The organism is Flavobacterium glucosi, from assembly GCF_048286535.1.
Lineage (GTDB): Bacteria > Bacteroidota > Bacteroidia > Flavobacteriales > Flavobacteriaceae > Flavobacterium.
Map to the genome: position 1 here is coordinate 115279 of NZ_JBLVPK010000002.1, position 17475 is coordinate 132753.

Consider the following 17475-nt stretch of genomic DNA (forward strand, 5'->3'; position numbering starts at 1 on the left):
TTAAACTAACAAAAAACGACATTTAATAGGTGTCGTTTTTTGTTTAAGAAATTTAAAAAAGTAAGCCTTTATTTTTTGCCTCTTTGACTAAGTCGATATCACTACCTTCTTCTATTTTTAATAGTTCTTTTAATTTTATTTTTCGTCTCTCAATGGCTCCTAATGTAATTGGAATATATTGAGGAATGTCACTTAGCTTAGTTCCTTTAGAAATATGGAATAAAATTTCTTTGTCAAATTGATCGATTTCTATACTATCTTCCTCGGATTGGGCTAACATTTTTAAAACCGACTGACTATAATATATTTCATTTTTTATAACTTTATCAAACGCAAAAAGTAACTCATCAAATGTTAAATCATTTTTTATAACCAATCCATTAGGATTTATAGTTTTGATAATAGTTTTTATTTTTAATAATTCTGTATACATGGTAAGCAAAATAATTTTGCAACCGGGCATGTATTCAGAAATCAATCTTGCCAAATCCTCACCGTTATAAATACCTTTTTCTTCATAAGAAGGCATACTAATATCTAAAAAAGCAATATCAAAAGCTATAGTATCGGGATTTGTAATGATATTATATGCCGATTCACAATCTTTTGCCTGACTAATTAAAAATTCAAATTCTTGAGGATTATACCTTGTAATCGCATTTTTGTAACCCTCAATAATAAAAGGGTGATCATCAACGATTAATATATTATTCTTAATTGTTGTCTTTACATCTGAGGCAATTGTCATTTCTATGTGAGTATTTGTTTGTTTTCAAATGGAACTGCAATCGTAATAATTGTTCCATTTCCTTTTTTTGATTTTATGTCAACCGTTCCATTACATTCTATGGTGCGAGATTGAATACTTTGCAAACCAATGCCCTTTTTTGATTTATTTACATCAAATCCATTACCATCATCACTTATGGTTAAAAATAAATCTTCCTCAATTTTTTTAAGCTCTACTTTAATAGTATCCGCTTCAGCATACTTATTAATGTTTTGAAGTGACTCTTGAATGATTCTGTATAAATTTATTTTAATCGAATTGCTAAGCAACTCCCATTTTATGGTTCTGTCAATACTTGTAAATAATTTAGGCTTGAATGTCTTTTTCTGTTCTTCAAGTAAATTATCTAAAATAGCAACGAAGTTATTAATTAATTCTGATTTTTCTCTATTTAAATCATGGGAAATTTCACGAATATCCTGCTCAATACTTTTCAACTCTTTTAAGTAATTGTTTCTTTTTTCAACAGCAGTTCCGTCGTGAATTTTATTTAAACTATCTAAGTTCATTCGAACACCAAACATTCTCCCCAAAACGCCATCGTGTAATTCCTGAGCCACTCTTTTTTTCTCTTTAATTCTAATCCCCTCGATGGTATTCTGTTGCGAAATCATTAAATTATAGATTTCCTCATTTGCTTTTTGCTGCTGTTGTTTGAACAGTAATTCTCTATTTTTTGCTTTTTGCGTTTTAATTACAAAAATAAACAACCCCAAAATTGCTAATCCACTGAATATATAAACTAAATTCCTGTTTTGAACCTCAAGATTAGTGTTCTCATCTTTTATTTTATCAGTTTCATACTCGATTCGTGAGAATTTCTCCCCCATACTCCGTTCTGCCTTTTGCAGACTGTCGTTGATATGAATATATTCTTTAGAATAAACTGATGCTTTTTCGGGTTCTATTACGGCTAATTGCTTAAGAGAAGCCAAGACATTCTTTAAGTTTTTGGAACTTTGAGCCGTTGCAAATGCTTCTCTGGAATACTGTATCGCTTTTACAGTGTCCTTTTTAGACGCAAAATATTCCGATAAATGGATTTTATTTGTAATAATTCCAGCTGTCAATTGTAAACTATCCCTCAGCTTCAGTGATTGATAAAAAAGCTCGGGCAACCCCTCAAGTTCTTTAAGTTTGAATTTGGAATACGCTAAATTATCCAAAATCATACCATATAACGAAGGCTTATCGACTAATAAGTTTTTCTGCTCTAATCCTTGACGAAAATAAGATATTGCCTGTCTATGTTTCTCCATGTTTTGATAAACAAACCCAAGATTGTTCAATGAAGTGGCTTTCGACTGGAATACGGATGGGATCACTGTTTCATCTATATTAGCTAAAGCCTTATTATGAAATTCTAAAGCTCGCTCATACTCCTCTCGCTCATTGTAAACAACCCCTAAAAGATTATAGGAATCGTATAGGATATCATTTGCTTTTTCTTCTTTTACGGCCCGAAGGGCACTGAACACGGTTATTTCGCTACCTGAAAAATCACCTTCACCATATTGCAACATTCCTTTATTCAATCGTGTTCTTGCCAAATTGTAATTATCATGATCATACATTTTCTCGGCCTTCGAATAGTACATAAAGGCGCTATCCGAAACCGCTTGGGCAGCGTAATAATCCCCTAAATAAGTGTAAGCTTTGGCCATGTTTACACTATCCTTACTTCTTTCTGAGTTTCCCAAAACAAGATGCACTGTTTCCTTATATCCTTTCCAATCACTCATGTTATAATACCGATTGGCTACCCTAAACAAGTTTACTTTATTCATAGAATCATTGGGCTGATTAATGATAATAGCAAACGCTTTTTGGTTGTATTCTTGTTTTTTTTGGAGTGGTAGGCTGTTGTCTTTTGCCAAGGATAGATAAGAAGTGATACTATCTTCAGGAGAACCAATAGTAGCTATTGCTTTGTCTTTCTTGACACAACCAAAAAAAACCAACAGCAGTAGTAGAAATATGTAGTATGTTTTTTTCAATGATCTCTTTTGAATTTCATCAAAAATAGTAAAATAAAACTATTGCCATAAAAAAAGGCTGTCAAATATTTGACAGCCTACTATTTAATTCAAAATAATTGGATTAGTCTACTTTTTTATTCCCTCCTACTGATTGATTTCCCGTCAGGTCCACCTTTTGATTTCCTCCTACTGATTGATTTCCTGTCAAGTCCACCTTTTGATTTCCTCCTACCGATTGATTTCCTGTCAAGTCCACTTTTTGATTTCCACCTACTGATTGATTCCCTGTTAATTCTACAACTGCATTGTTTTCAACTTTAGTATTGTTTCTAGTCTCAGGTGTAGTAAAAGAGGTTAATATCATTACTAAAGAGAATAATCCGATTGTTAAGATTGCTTTTTTCATAATTTGGGTTTTTTATGTTGTTGTTTTGTTTTATCTTATTTTTGAACCCCTTTTCATGGAATTCTTTTGTAAAACTACAGAGACAACTTTAAAAATTCCTACAAAAAAAGGCGTTTATGGTAGAATACAGCCGTTTGATAGTGAATGACCATCAAATTAAAGTGAATGACTGTTTTTTAAATTTCGAGGTAATTCCCATTAGAAAAATCAGAAATAATAAGGTCGATATTTACCTTATATGATTTGGAGAAAGGAAGTTTAACAGTGCTATTTTTAATATAACATACTGAACTTCCACTATGAATCCTAGAAATATAATTACGATTGACTATGTAACTGTTATGAATTCTAATAAAAGGAAATGATAAGGCACCTTCAAAATGCTTCAATGTTTTGAAAGCCGTTATCATCTCACCATTATTGAGGTATATATCCGTAGAATTATTATCGGCTTGAAAATAGCAAATGTCTTTGGCAGCAATATATCTGTAATCTCCATAGGATTTGATACACAGAATAAGAGAGTGATCTTGATTTGGTATTTCTTGTCTGAGAAAAACTGTTGGTTCTGAATCAGCAACTAATGATTGTTCTATAAAAACTTCTTTTGGAACAATTGATTTATTTAATTTTAAAACTGATTTTAAAACTTCGATTCGTGTCAGTGGTTTTATTAAATAATCGAAAACCTCCTGTTTTATAGCATCAAAAGCCAAATCTTTTCTGGCCGTTGTAATGATAATTTTAGGAACCACTTTTAAATACCTATGCAACTCATTAATTAAAGCCAACGATAAATTACTAGCCTTATTGATCGGGTCAATTTCCAGAAAAACGATTTGAGGCGTATGCTCTAAAAGGAGATTTAAACCATCTTCATAATTATTAGCCGATGCAACAAAATCAAGTTCTGAAAAACTATCAGCCATGGCTTTTGTTTTCAAAACACTTTCTTGATCGTCGTCAATAATAATGTACGAATAATTCATCAATGATTTTTCCTGGAATTGTTAGGCAATACATTATACTTCCAAAGCAAAATATACTTCAACTTATTAAGTAACAATGGTAGTTTTGGGAAACTAATTAAATAAAAAAACCCATTTAACATTCTAAAAATAAGCATTTAGCCTTTTTTTCATACATGTTGTTAATATGTTTTCCGCAAATGTTGACATGTTAAGATGAAGTGCAAATAAATCCGACGAAGAGCTGAAATTTATATTCTAAAAGAAACTAATACCTCCGTTTATTCTAATTAATTGCACACCAAAAAATCACTTCAGAGTATCCTAAAAACAAAAAGCTTTCCTAGTCGGAAAGCTTTTCATGAATAAAAAATTTTAATTACATTTTCATCAACCAATTTTTCATTGAAACTTCATTCTCGATAATTGATTTTAAATCCGCTATCGCAACACGATCTTGTTTCATCGTATCTCTGTGACGAATCGTTACGGTTTGGTCCTCTATAGTTTGATGATCTACTGTAATACAAAAAGGGGTTCCTAATGCATCTTGCCTTCTATAACGTCTTCCTACAGCATCTTTTTCATCATAAGCCACGTTGAAATCCCATTTCAAATCTTCAATGATTTTATGTGCAATTTCCGGCAATCCGTCTTTTTTAACCAACGGTAAAACGGCCGCTTTTGTTGGTGCCAGAACTGATGGCAATTTTAGAACAGTTCTTGTGGATCCATCTTCTAAAGTTTCTTCATTTAATGAAGTAGCAAAAACAGCCAAAAACATCCTGTCTAATCCTACTGAAGTTTCCACTACGTAAGGCACATAGTTTTGATTCAATTCAGCATCAAAATACTGTAATTTTCTGCCAGAAAATTGTTCGTGTGCTTTCAAGTCAAAATCAGTACGGGAGTGAATTCCTTCCAATTCTTTGAATCCAAAAGGAAAATTAAATTCAATATCAGCCGCTGCATTGGCATAATGCGCTAATTTTTCGTGATCGTGAAAACGGTAATTTTCTCTTCCTAAACCAAGTGATAAATGCCATTTTAAACGCGCTTCTTTCCAGAATTCATAATGCTTCATTTCTTCGCCTGGACGCACAAAAAATTGCATTTCCATTTGTTCGAACTCCCGCATACGGAAAATAAATTGCCTTGCAACAATTTCATTTCTAAACGCTTTTCCGGTTTGTGCGATTCCAAAAGGAACTTTCATTCGTCCTGATTTTTGTACATTCAGGAAATTCACAAAAATACCTTGAGCCGTTTCCGGACGTAGGTATAAATCCATTGCTGTATCCGCCGATGCTCCAAGTTTTGTGCCAAACATCAAATTAAATTGACGCACTTCGGTCCAATTTCTAGAACCTGATTCCGGACAAGCAATTTCTAATTCTTCAATTAATGCTTTTACATCCTCAAGGTCTTCGTTACCAAGCGAACGGGCCATTCGTTCCAGAATTTCTCTTTCTTTGGCTTTGTACTCCATCACACGGGCATTTGTAGTTACAAATTCCTGTTCATTAAAAGCATCACCAAAACGAGCACGTGCTTTTTCGATTTCTTTGATTGCTTTTTGATTTAGCTTTTCGGCATAATCTTCAATCAAAACATCGGCTCTATATCTTCTTTTTGAATCTTTGTTGTCAATCAATGGATCATTAAAGGCATCTACGTGGCCAGATGCTTTCCAAGTGGTTGGGTGCATCAATATGGACGCGTCAAGACCTACAATGTTATCGTTCATTTGAACCATTGCTTTCCACCAATATTCGCGTATGTTCTTTTTTAATTCTACTCCGTTTTGTGCATAATCATAGACTGCACTTAAACCATCGTATATTTCGCTTGACGGAAAAATAAATCCATATTCTTTTGCGTGCGAAATTACATTCTTAAATAAATCTTCTTGTTTTGCCATAATACTGCAAAAATATAAAAAGTGAACTTAAAAAAAAGAAAATTGTTAAAGATTGAAGCATTCATTTGCCTATTTTTATAAACAAATCCCTGATTACATGTTTGAAAGCATTATTAATCTATTTTTTCCAAAAGTCTGTTCCGGTTGCAACTCTTTTTTATTGTCCAATGAAAATGTGATTTGTACGGTTTGCAGACACGATATTCCACTGACGAATCATCATTTGAATCCAGAAAATGATGCTTTCAAAAAATTTTATGGCCGAATTCCTGTACTTCATACTTCGGCATTATTTTATTTTCATAAAAAGGGAATTGTCCAAGAGCTCATCCATAATTTAAAATACAAAGGGCATGAGGAAATTGGGAAAATTCTTGGCGAATGGTACGCCGAAGATTTGAAAAACATCGAATTATTACACTCCGCAGATGAAATTATTCCGGTTCCATTACACCGAAGAAAATTAAAAGAAAGAGGATACAATCAGGTAACTACTTTTGGAAAAGCACTTTCATCAAGTTTAAATTTAAATTACAATGAGTCACTGTTGATTCGGAATGTGTATTCCAAAACGCAATCCAAGAAAAACTTATTAGGAAGAACGGAAGGAATCGAAATTATTTTTGATGTTTCCTTTACTGAAAAAGATCATAACAAACATTTCCTTTTAATAGATGATGTAATCACAACCGGAGCTACATTAGAAGCCTGTTCAAGAGCTTTATTGAAAATTCCCGGTGCAAAAATCAGTATTGTTTGTATGGCAATGGCGCAATCGTAATTTGAAAATTTTGGTTCTGATTTTGTGATTGCGAGGGACGAAGCAATCACATAACAAGAACAAGCCCTAACAGGATTGATTCATTCCTCGCATTCACAAATTGATGTATTTTATTCCAGTAAAAAGAACCATTAAATGGTCTCATTTTCTATTTAAAATAAAAACAGAATGTAAAACACATTGTTTTTTAGCCCTGATTGAAGTGAAAATCCTTTTTATGCGCCTTTTTGGCGGATAAAAAGATTGCAGCGGAAAGCAGGAAATAGCTGCTGAAAACAAGTTCGTTACAACCCCAAAGAGCACACTATCAATTAATTTAATGAAATTATAACGAAATAGAATTTCCGTTTCCAAAGTTAAATGTTTAAATTTGAATAAAAATATTTATAAATCATTAAACAATCATATTATGGCTTTTGAATTACCACAATTACCTTATGCGTATGACGCATTAGAACCTTATATTGATGCGCGTACAATGGAAATTCACCATTCTAAACATCACAATGCGTACACAACCAATCTTAATGCAGCTATTGCTGGAACGGATATGGAAGGTAAGACTATTGAAAATATTTTAATTAATCTTGACCTTAAAAACGCTGCTGTTCGTAATAATGGTGGTGGGTTTTACAATCATAACTTGTTCTGGACTGTAATGACACCAAACGGTGGCGGACTTCCAACTGGAGATTTACTAGTTGCAATTGAAGCTGCTTTTGGAACTTTTGAAGAATTCAAAGCAAGTTTCAGTAAAGCAGGAGCAACTCAATTTGGTTCAGGATGGGCTTGGCTTTGTGTGCATCAAGGTGGTAAAGTAGACGTTTGCGGTACGCCTAATCAAGACAATCCTTTAATGCCAGGCGTAGGTTGTGGTGGAACTCCAATTTTAGCAATGGATGTTTGGGAACATGCTTACTATTTGCATTACCAAAACAGAAGACCAGATTATATTGAAGCTTTTTTCAATGTAATTAACTGGACTGAAGTAGCGAGAAGATATGCTTTAGAGAAATAAAAAGAGAGACCAGAAGACAGAATCAAGATTTCAAAAATGAATGCTGTCTTCGTTCTTGCTTCTTAAAATAAAAAGCGCCGATTTCTAAATTTAGGAATCGGCGCTTTTTATTTCTCTTGTTTTTTGACTTCATTCCAATAAAAAAGGTGGAATCTCTTCCACCTTTTTTGCCCCAAATCTACCATAAATTTAACCTACTAATGTTATGGTGAGTCAAAATTATACTAGTTCTTCGTTGCTGCCAAATAAATTAGATGAATAACTTAGAAAACCGATTAAAAACCAATCAGTTCCAATTATTAATAGGCTCTTGCGTCTTTCCCTTCATAAAAATTCATGAATGCACGATTTACCACTCGGTTGCCTCCTGGAGTAGGATAATCGCCTGTAAAGTACCAATCTCCTAAATTCTTTGGACAAGCAATATGCAAATCTTCTACTGTTTGAAAAATAATTTTTACTTCAGCTTTTATCTCCGGAGAGCTCAGCATTTGTGCAATTTTATCTGAAACTTCTTGTGGTTGAAAAGGCGCATATATTGCTGTTACATAATTTACAACATCACTGTCCTTGAAGGCTTCCTGTGCTTTACATTTTACATACACTTCGTCAACAATATGGTATAAGTTTCTTTCTTTAAGCAGTTCTAAAGCTGCTTTAAAAGCCACTAAACCTTCCAGTTTAGCCATATCAATTCCGTAACAATCCGGATAGCGTATCTGTGGCGCTGATGAAACAACAACTATTCTCTTTGGATTCAGACGATCCATCATTTTGATAATACTCATTTTCAAAGTTGTACCTCGAACAATACTATCATCAATAATAACTAAATTATCCGTTGGCTTGATAACACCATACGTTACATCATATACGTGAGCTACTAAATCGTCGCGACTGCTGTCCTCTGTAATAAAGGTTCTCAGTTTCGCATCTTTTATAGCTACTTTCTCCGTGCGTATTTTTACCGAAAGCAATTCTTGTAAAGAATCCTTGGTTAAGGTATTTCTATTTTCAAGAATGTAATTGTTCTTTCTTTGATTTAGGAAATCTTGTGCTGCTTCCACTAATCCGTAGAAGGATGTTTCAGCAGTATTAGGAATATAAGAAAAAACAGTATTATCCGTATCTTCCTCAATAGCTTCCAAAACAGCAGGCAAAATCAATTTTCCTAATGTTTTTCTTTCCTGATATATTTCGGCATCGCTTCCTCTGGAGAAATAAATTCGTTCAAAAGAACATGCTTTTTTAACGGTTGGAGGAAGAATCTCTTCCATTGAAATAGTTCCGTTTTTCTTAATTATTAATGCATTTCCTGGATCTATTTCTTGTACTTTTTCGAAAGGTACATTGAAAACGGTTTGTATAACCGGTCTTTCTGAAGCAACAACAACTACTTCATCATCTTGATAAAAATAAGCGGGACGTATCCCGGCAGGATCTCTAAAAACAAATGAATCACCGTGTCCTAAAAGTCCAGCCATAGCATATCCCCCATCTAAATTTTTAGAAGAACGTCTCAAAATTTTAGCAATATCCAAGCGTTCTGCAATTACAGGAGAAGCTTCTCTTTTAGACAAACCTTCTTCCTTGCAATCTTGATACAATTGCATCACTTCTTTGTCCAGAAAATGTCCGATTTTTTCCATAACCGTAACCGTATCCGCCATTTCTTTTGGATGCTGACCCAGTTCTACTAAATTTTGAAAAAGTTCTTTTACATTGGTCATATTGAAATTTCCGGCCAATATCAGATTTCGATGCATCCAATTGCTCTGACGCAAAAACGGATGAACGCTTTCGATACTATTTTTTCCAAAAGTTCCATAGCGCACATGGCCCAAAAACAACTCTCCTAAGTACGGAATATTCTCTTTTTGAAGCGCTACATCATCCGCATACTCCGGATGAGCTGCCATCTCCTCATTTATTCTTTCATTTATTTGTTTAAATACATCTTGAATGGGCTGCGAATGATTGGATCGCACGCGACTTATATACCGCTCCCCAGGTTCAACATCCATTTTAATACTTGCAAAACCAGCTCCGTCTTGTCCGCGATTGTGTTGCTTTTCCATAAGGAGATACATTTTTTGTATTCCGTAGAAAGCCGTTCCGTATTTCTCTTTGTAAAATTCAAGCGGTTTGAGTAGTCTAACTAGTGCTATTCCACATTCATGTTGTAAAGCGTCGCTCATTGTGTTGTTGTTTGTTGTTGTGTTATTCTAAAAATGAATTTGACTAATTTATATGTGTGACAATAATCAAACCAGAAGGTATCCCTTATATTTTTTTTAACAAAAAAAACCCCGTTTCCGAGGTTTTCATGCATTATAATTCTATGTCAAACTGTGTCAATGATTTGAATTGTTGCAATCTGGACACAACTTCCTCTTTATATAAAGTAACCATCCTTTCTGTTCCAAATTTCTCCACACTAAAGGAAGCTAAATTAGAACCGTATATTACCGCATTTTTCATATTCTCAAAAGAAATATTTTCGCTCTGTGTTAAATATCCCGCAAAACCTCCCGCAAAAGTATCTCCCGCTCCTGTTGGATCAAAAACTTCTTCTAATGGTAAGGCTGGCGCAAAGAAAACTTCTTTATTATGAAACAAAAGTGCTCCGTGCTCTCCTTTTTTAATTACTACGTATTTAGGCCCCATATTCTGGATCTTAGCAGCCGCTTTCACTAGTGAATATTCTCCCGAAAGTTGTCTTGCTTCTTCGTCATTGATTGTAATTACGTCAACACGTTTCATCACATCCAATAATTCGGGCAAAGCACAATCCATCCAAAAATTCATAGTGTCGAGCACTACTAATTTTGGTTTCGTTTCCATTTGGTCAATTACACTACTTTGTACTAATGGATGTAAATTTCCTAGCATCACTATATCGGCATTTTTAAAATTCTGAGGGACTTTCGGTTGAAAATCACCCAAAACATTAAGTTCCGTTGCTAATGTATCTCTTGAATTCAAATCATTATGGTAAAGCCCGCTCCAAAAAAACGTTTTCCCACCTTTTACAACTTCAAGTCCAGAGATATCAATGTTTCTTGCTGTTAATAAATCTAAATATTCTTGTGGAAAATCATCGCCAACTACAGAAACTATGGCAGATTGTAAATTAAAAAAAGAAGCCGAAAGTCCTATATAAGGTGCAGCTCCACCTAAAATTTTATCCGTTTTACCAAAAGGCGTTTCTATGGCATCAAAAGCAACGCTTCCAACAATCAATAATTTATTCATTTTCTGAGTTTCGAATTAAGGCGCAAAGATAGTTTATAAGTTGTAAAGTTGCAAAGGGTCTTTATTGTAAAGTTTTACTAATTTAAGCAGTACCTTTTTAATAATGCAGACCATAAATAATCGCATTGTTTGTTTTTTTTAACCTAATGACCTAATCAAAATATCTTTATTTCAACAAGGAAATAATGGCCTCATTTTCTTGGTTCACTGCGTAGTCCAAAGCCGTTTTTCCAAAAATATCTTTTTGATGCGTATTAATTTTATATTTCAACAAAATTTCTACACATTTTTCCTGACCAAAAGTTGCTGCAAAAAATAAAGCATTTGCTTTATTATAATTTATTAAGTTAGCACTCGCTTTGTTTATCAACAATAATTCTGCTAAAGCAGAATACCCTTTGAAACAAGCACCCATTAAAGCTGAATTACCAGAAGGATCCTGAATATCTAAATTTGCTTTTTGCGAAATCAAATACGCTGCAACCTCATAATTATTATTATAAACGGACAAAGTGAGCAAACTATAACCGGAGGAATTTAATACGTTTATATGACTCCCTTCCTTTACAAACTTTTCAATCGTTTTTACATCATTCGTTCTTGCCGCTTCAAAAACAGCTGTGTTTTGCGCATTCAAAAGCCCCGAGATTAAAATCAATAATGTGAAAATTATTTTTTTCATTTTTTTAAAATAATAAATAAAGGAGCGTTAAAAACGCTCCTTTACTAAATCCTGCTTACAATTATTGCATCATTAAAGTTTCTATTTCTTTACGATCCATTTTAAGTTCTTTTGCTAAACGCATTCCGTATTCACTGTCCGCTTGGTAAAAATGAGCAATCATCTTTGCAACAATTACTTTGTTTTTTACTTGTTTTAAAGCACCTGATAAATTAAAAATTAATGCATCTTGATCTTTCTTAGAAAAAGAACGGTACAAATCGCCCGCTTGAGCAAAATCGTTTGGTTTCGAAATTTTTGACTGTGCTGTTGTTGCGTTTGCAAATTCTGATTTTGAATATTTGAATTTTGCATCATCCTTTACCTCTGGTTTATTTGTTGAAGGCTGATAATTTACATCACCTGTTTGAGGGCGCAACGACATATACCCATTTTCATTATAGGTGTTTACTCCATTTTTAGGCATGTTTACTGGAATTTGCTGAAAATTTCCTCCTAAACGATGGCGTTGTGTATCAGAATACGAAAACAATCTCCCCTGTAATAATTTATCTTCCGAAGGCTCAATTCCCGGAACCAAAATTGCTGGCGAAAAAGCGGCTTGCTCTATTTGTTGAAAATAATTGGAAGGATTTTGATTCAAAGTCATCGTCCCTACTTTGATCAGTTTAGCAATTTTTTCAGGCCAAATTTTAGTAGGATCAACGGCATTAAAATCTAAAGCCAGAAAATCTTCTTTTTTCAACATTTGAACATACAAATCCCATTTTGGGAAATTCCCTTTTTCTATTTCATTACGCAAATCCAAAGTGGCATGTTCAATTTGTGTGGATTGAATTGCATTGGCTTCTGCTTGCGATAAATTACGCACTTCTTGTTGCGGAACCCATTTGTATTTTACATAGGTAACTTCACCTCTAGCATTTACCCATTTGTAGGCATGTACTCCATTACCTTCCATTTGGCGAAAATTCGCTGGAATTCCATAATCAGAAAATACCCAAGTCAACATGTGTGTTGATTCTGGAATATTGGAGAAGAAATCGAATACTCGATTCGGATCTGATGCGCCATTTGTTATTGGGGACGGTTTAAACGCATGAACCATATCCGGAAACTTCATCGCATCACGAATAAAGAAAACAGGCAAATTGTTTCCTACTAAATCATAATTCCCTTGTTCAGTGTAAAATTTAACTGCAAAACCTCGAGGATCACGGTACGTTTCTGGAGAACCCGCTTGATGCGTTACAGTTGAAAAGCGAACCAATAAAGGTGTTTTTTTACCCGCTTTGTTAAGGAAATCAGCCATAGTAACATCCGAAAAATCAGAGGCTGCAATAAATTCTCCAAAAGCACCCGTTCCGCGAGCATGAACCACTCTTTCCGGAATACGTTCACGGTCAAAGGCAGCTAATTTTTCAATCAAATGTATATCTTCCAGTAGGACTTGTCCATCTTGCCCTATTGTTTTTGAATTTTGATTGTCTCCTACTGGAGCTCCAGAATTTGTTGTTAATGTTTGACCAAATGTTAGCTGAGTTATCAACATTGCTATTGATAAGACTAATGCGTTTTGTTTCATAAAACTATTTTAAATTTATTTATTAATGCAAAAATATTGACAAAAAACATATTGACATAACTGAAAGTTTATATCTTTGTCATTGACAACATCTATATACATGAATATCCAACAATTAGAATATATAATCGCTGTAGATCGATTGAAAAATTTTACAAAAGCTGCTGAATATTGCAATGTCACACAAGCAACATTAAGCACGATGGTCAAAAAACTAGAGTCAGAGCTTGAAATAATTATTTTTGACCGAAAGAAAAATCCAACGGAGACTACCGAAATTGGCATGGAAACTGTTGAAAATGCAAAAAAAGTAGTTCTTCACAGCCAGCTTTTGAAAGACAATGCCAAAAAGACTAATGGGAAAATCGAGGGAAAAATTAGAGTTGGAATCATCCCGACAATAGCAAACTCTTTACTGCCAAAAATCATAAAACCTATTTTAGAAAACTTTCCTCACTTAAAATTAGAAATTTCAGAACAAACAACTAACTCTATTACAAAACAGCTGAAAGAAGGACAACTTGACATGGGAATTGTTGCAACACCTTTAAACGAGACTGAAATTGAAGATATCGTTTTGTTTTATGAGACTTTAATGGTGTATGGCGACATTGATCCGGTGCAAAACTATATTTTACCCGATGAAATTAGAAATCATAAAATCTGGCTTTTGGAAGAAGGTCATTGCCTCAGAGAACAATTTATTAAATTATGTTCTTTAAAGAAAAAAGAAAAAATGGTTGAAAATTTAAAATTGGAAGCAAGTTCGTTTGATACTTTATTGAATATGATTGACGAATTTGGCGGATTAACTTTAATTCCTGAATTATATTACAACACCCTTTCCTCCGAAAGAAAAAAACATGTCAGTTTTTTTAACGCTCCCATTCCGGTTCGGGAAATGAGCATTATTTATCATCGTCCTTATGCAAAAATTAGAACAATTGAAGCACTCGCCAACATTATCCACAGTACAATAAATAAAGATTTGATCTCAAATAAATACAAAAAAAGCGAATTAGCAATTACTCAAATATAATACTTACTCACTCGTACTCTCATAAAAAGCATCTACAGAAAGTTGCTTTTGCGTCGAAGCCATAACAGCTAAGGCATCGCATCTTTCGTTTTGGACATGGTTGTTGTGTCCTTTGATCCATTTGAAATTGACTTGGTGTTTTCTATAGACTACTAAAAAACGCTTCCACAAGTCGGAATTTTTCCTGTCAACAAACCCTTTTTTCTCCCAACCTAAAACCCACTTTTTCTCCACGGAATCCACCACATATTTAGAGTCCGAAACCACTAAAACTCGGGTATTTGGATTTTTTAATTTTTCAAGACCTACAATTACACCCAGCAATTCCATTCTATTATTAGTCGTTCGACGAAAACCTTCATAAAATTCCTTCTTATAAGGCTTGCCTACCCATTCCATAACAACTCCATAACCACCGGGACCCGGATTTCCTTTGGCAGCACCATCCGTGTATATATGTACTTCGTGATTCATTTTGGACTTCTTAGAATTTTAGATTTTTAGACTTCTTAGGTTTTTGGATGTATCGATTGGTTAAAAAGATAAACTATAATTGATTTAAACTTTTCTTAAATTTTAAGGATTGGACATGTTTTATTTCCATGTCAAACAGAAAATCTAAAAATCTAAATAATCTTATCTTCTAATAACTTTTCAATCACTTCCGGAAAATATTTTTGCTCCAATTCATGAATTTTACCAGCAACTTCCTCTGGAGTTTCATCACCTGATAAAACTACGCTTTTTTGAAAAAGAATATTCCCTTCGTCATAATTTTCATTCACATAATGAATGGTAATTCCCGTTTCTACCTCTTTATTGCCAACAATTGCTCTGTGTATGTGCATACCATACATTCCTTTTCCACCGTATTTTGGCAATAATGCAGGATGAATATTTATTATTTTATTAGGATATGTCTCAATAATGTTATCCGGAAATTTTAATAAAAATCCAGCTAAAACAATCAAATCGGGTTGGATACTATTTATTTTTTGTAGTAATTTACTTTCTTTTAATTCTTCTTTTGAAAAAATACTTGTTAATATCCCATAATTTCCAGCTCTCTCGATCACTTTAGCATTTGGGTTGTTTGTAAAAACTGCCTCCACTCTTGCAATTTCAGTTGCAGCAAAATACTTGATGATATTTTCAGCATTAGTCCCCGATCCAGAGGCGAAAATGACTATTTTTTTCATAACCTGACAAATTTTAATTACGCAAAAAAAGGCATAAAAAATGAAATTAAATAACATTCAGAAGCCTTTGTCAAATATATTTTATAAATTAGATCTCACATTTATTAACTAAATAGTTGTTTTCAAATAAAGTTTTTTATTTTTGCCAACAAATTAAATTCTAAAATTAAAGATTATGTCAGACATTGCATCAAGAGTAAAAGCGATTATCGTAGACAAATTAGGTGTTGACGAAAACGAAGTTGTAACAGAAGCAAGCTTCACTAATGATTTAGGAGCTGACTCATTAGACACTGTTGAGCTTATTATGGAATTCGAAAAAGAATTTGACATTCAAATTCCAGACGATCAAGCAGAAAACATTGCTACTGTAGGTCAAGCAATCTCTTACATAGAGGAAGCTAAAAAATAATAAATTATACACCCGTTTGCAATCTTGTAAACGGGTGTTATTATTTTTTAAAAAATTAAATTCGAGATTGAACTTCAATCAAAATATATTTATTGTAACACCCATAGCTCTTTTATTGGAACAATACAATAAAGAAAGCATGGGTTTTACTTGTTTAAAGATAACAAAATAAAGAATTTATGGTATTAAGACGAGTTGTTGTAACAGGTTTAGGCGCTCTTACTCCTATTGGGAATAATATTGAAGAGTATTGGAACGGTCTTATTAACGGCGTTAGTGGAGCTGCTCCAATCACTTATTTTGACGCTTCAAAATTTAAAACTCAATTTGCATGCGAATTGAAAAATTTTAATGCTGAAGATTTCTTAGACAGAAAAGAGGCTAGAAAAATGGACCGCTATGCTCAATACGCAATGGTATCATCTGACGAAGCAGTAAATGATGCTGGATTCAATCTAGAAACATTAGATAAGGACCGAGCCGGTGTCATTTGGGGTTCAGGGATTGGTGGATTAGAGACTTTTCAAATCGAAATGTTGAATTTTGCAGCAGGAGATGGAACACCTAAATTCAACCCTTTCTTTATACCAAAAATGATTTCAGATATTGCCTGTGGTCATATTTCTATAAAATACGGATTTAGAGGACCAAATTTCGCTACCGTTTCTGCCTGTGCATCTTCCACAAATGCGATCATTGATGCTTTCAATTATATTAGATTGGGTCACGCAGATGTTATGGTAACCGGAGGATCTGAAGCTGCTGTAACTATAGCCGGTATGGGTGGATTTAATGCCATGCATGCTTTATCAACTAGAAATGACGATCCTAAAACGGCTTCCAGACCTATGGATAAAGACCGTGATGGATTTGTTTTAGGAGAAGGAGCCGGCGCTTTAATTCTTGAAGAATACGAACATGCTATTGCTCGTGGCGCAAAAATATATTGCGAAATTGGCGGTGGTGGTATGTCAGCAGACGCGCATCACATAACTGCTCCACATCCTGATGGATTGGGTGCTAAAAACGTAATGTTGAACTGCTTGAGAGACGCTGGTTTAAAACCAACCGATGTTGATGGAGTAAACATGCACGGAACTTCAACACCTCTTGGAGATATGGCAGAATCTAAAGCCATACTTCATGTTTTTGGCGAGCACGCTTATACTATGAATTTAAATTCAACTAAATCCATGACGGGTCATTTACTTGGCGCAGCTGGGGCTATTGAAACGATTTCTTCTATTCTTTCCATGAAATATGGAATTGTACCACCTACAATAAATCATCTTACTAATGATGAAAGCATCGATTCTAAATTAAATTTCACTTTCAACAAAGCTCAGAAAAGAGAAATGAATATTGTGATGAGTAATACTTTTGGTTTTGGAGGTCATAATGCTTGTGTATTGGTGAAAAAATTAGAAATTCAATAATTAT

Annotated in this window: 16 protein-coding genes; 5 read left to right on the forward strand and 11 right to left on the reverse strand. The window is 33.9% G+C overall.

Features of this window, described 5'->3' with window-relative positions; all coding sequences use genetic code 11:
• Nucleotides 1–52 precede the first annotated feature (52 nt).
• The 5 genes from ACNQGD_RS03625 to ACNQGD_RS03645 form a co-directional block, all read right to left on the reverse strand.
• A complete protein-coding gene (locus ACNQGD_RS03625; RefSeq protein ID WP_417998338.1) occupies nucleotides 53–748 on the reverse strand; it encodes a response regulator in 696 nt (231 codons plus the stop codon).
• A gap of 2 nt (nucleotides 749–750) precedes the next feature.
• Complete coding sequence (locus ACNQGD_RS03630; protein WP_417998339.1) at nucleotides 751–2787, reverse strand: tetratricopeptide repeat-containing sensor histidine kinase; 2037 nt, start codon at nucleotides 2785–2787, stop codon at nucleotides 751–753.
• A 103-nt stretch (nucleotides 2788–2890) separates the two neighbouring features.
• Nucleotides 2891–3175, reverse strand: coding sequence for a 3-oxoacyl-ACP reductase (locus ACNQGD_RS03635; protein ID WP_417996423.1), 285 nt, complete (start codon nucleotides 3173–3175; stop codon nucleotides 2891–2893).
• A gap of 176 nt (nucleotides 3176–3351) precedes the next feature.
• Nucleotides 3352–4164, reverse strand: coding sequence for a LytR/AlgR family response regulator transcription factor (locus ACNQGD_RS03640; protein WP_417998340.1), 813 nt, complete (start codon nucleotides 4162–4164; stop codon nucleotides 3352–3354).
• Between the two features lie 358 nt (nucleotides 4165–4522).
• On the reverse strand, nucleotides 4523–6064 hold the full coding sequence (locus ACNQGD_RS03645; RefSeq protein ID WP_417998341.1) for a glycine--tRNA ligase: 1542 nt from the start codon (nucleotides 6062–6064) through the stop codon (nucleotides 4523–4525).
• Between the two features lie 97 nt (nucleotides 6065–6161).
• Between ACNQGD_RS03645 and ACNQGD_RS03650 the strand changes: the two genes are divergently transcribed.
• Both ACNQGD_RS03650 and ACNQGD_RS03655 read left to right on the forward strand, forming a co-directional pair.
• Entirely contained in the window at nucleotides 6162–6845 is a 684-nt protein-coding gene (locus tag ACNQGD_RS03650; RefSeq protein WP_417993660.1) for a ComF family protein, read from the forward strand.
• 409 nt (nucleotides 6846–7254) lie between these two features.
• Entirely contained in the window at nucleotides 7255–7863 is a 609-nt protein-coding gene (locus ACNQGD_RS03655) for a superoxide dismutase (protein WP_417998342.1), read from the forward strand.
• A 299-nt stretch (nucleotides 7864–8162) separates the two neighbouring features.
• Here ACNQGD_RS03655 and ACNQGD_RS03660 read toward each other — a convergent pair whose 3' ends face one another.
• The 4 genes from ACNQGD_RS03660 to ACNQGD_RS03675 all read right to left on the reverse strand — a co-directional run bounded on the left by ACNQGD_RS03660 (nucleotide 8163) and on the right by ACNQGD_RS03675 (nucleotide 13385).
• Nucleotides 8163–10061 carry an amidophosphoribosyltransferase gene (locus ACNQGD_RS03660; protein WP_417959190.1) on the reverse strand — a complete coding sequence of 633 codons (1899 nt, stop codon included), beginning with the start codon at nucleotides 10059–10061 and terminating at the stop codon, nucleotides 8163–8165.
• 133 nt (nucleotides 10062–10194) lie between these two features.
• The gene (locus ACNQGD_RS03665; protein ID WP_417959189.1) at nucleotides 10195–11118 is read right to left on the reverse strand and encodes a PfkB family carbohydrate kinase; all 924 of its coding nucleotides are present in this window, start codon (nucleotides 11116–11118) and stop codon (nucleotides 10195–10197) included.
• A gap of 166 nt (nucleotides 11119–11284) precedes the next feature.
• Nucleotides 11285–11800, reverse strand: a complete 516-nt coding sequence (locus tag ACNQGD_RS03670; RefSeq protein ID WP_417998343.1) for an ankyrin repeat domain-containing protein — start codon at nucleotides 11798–11800, stop codon at nucleotides 11285–11287.
• Nucleotides 11801–11861: 61 nt separating this feature from the next.
• Nucleotides 11862–13385, reverse strand: coding sequence for a catalase (locus ACNQGD_RS03675; RefSeq protein WP_417998344.1), 1524 nt, complete (start codon nucleotides 13383–13385; stop codon nucleotides 11862–11864).
• A gap of 100 nt (nucleotides 13386–13485) precedes the next feature.
• Here ACNQGD_RS03675 and ACNQGD_RS03680 point away from each other — a divergent pair, with 100 nt between their 5' ends.
• Nucleotides 13486–14424, forward strand: coding sequence for a hydrogen peroxide-inducible genes activator (locus tag ACNQGD_RS03680; protein ID WP_417998345.1), 939 nt, complete (start codon nucleotides 13486–13488; stop codon nucleotides 14422–14424).
• A 3-nt stretch (nucleotides 14425–14427) separates the two neighbouring features.
• Here ACNQGD_RS03680 and rnhA read toward each other — a convergent pair whose 3' ends face one another.
• Complete coding sequence (rnhA, locus tag ACNQGD_RS03685; protein ID WP_417998346.1) at nucleotides 14428–14898, reverse strand: ribonuclease HI; 471 nt, start codon at nucleotides 14896–14898, stop codon at nucleotides 14428–14430.
• Nucleotides 14899–15050: 152 nt separating this feature from the next.
• Nucleotides 15051–15623, reverse strand: a complete 573-nt coding sequence (purN, locus tag ACNQGD_RS03690) for a phosphoribosylglycinamide formyltransferase (protein ID WP_417998347.1) — start codon at nucleotides 15621–15623, stop codon at nucleotides 15051–15053.
• Between the two features lie 175 nt (nucleotides 15624–15798).
• Between purN and ACNQGD_RS03695 the strand changes: the two genes are divergently transcribed.
• Nucleotides 15799–16035, forward strand: a complete 237-nt coding sequence (locus ACNQGD_RS03695) for an acyl carrier protein (protein ID WP_007137004.1) — start codon at nucleotides 15799–15801, stop codon at nucleotides 16033–16035.
• Nucleotides 16036–16214: 179 nt separating this feature from the next.
• Complete coding sequence (gene fabF / locus ACNQGD_RS03700; protein WP_417998348.1) at nucleotides 16215–17471, forward strand: beta-ketoacyl-ACP synthase II; 1257 nt, start codon at nucleotides 16215–16217, stop codon at nucleotides 17469–17471.
• Nucleotides 17472–17475 lie beyond the last annotated feature (4 nt).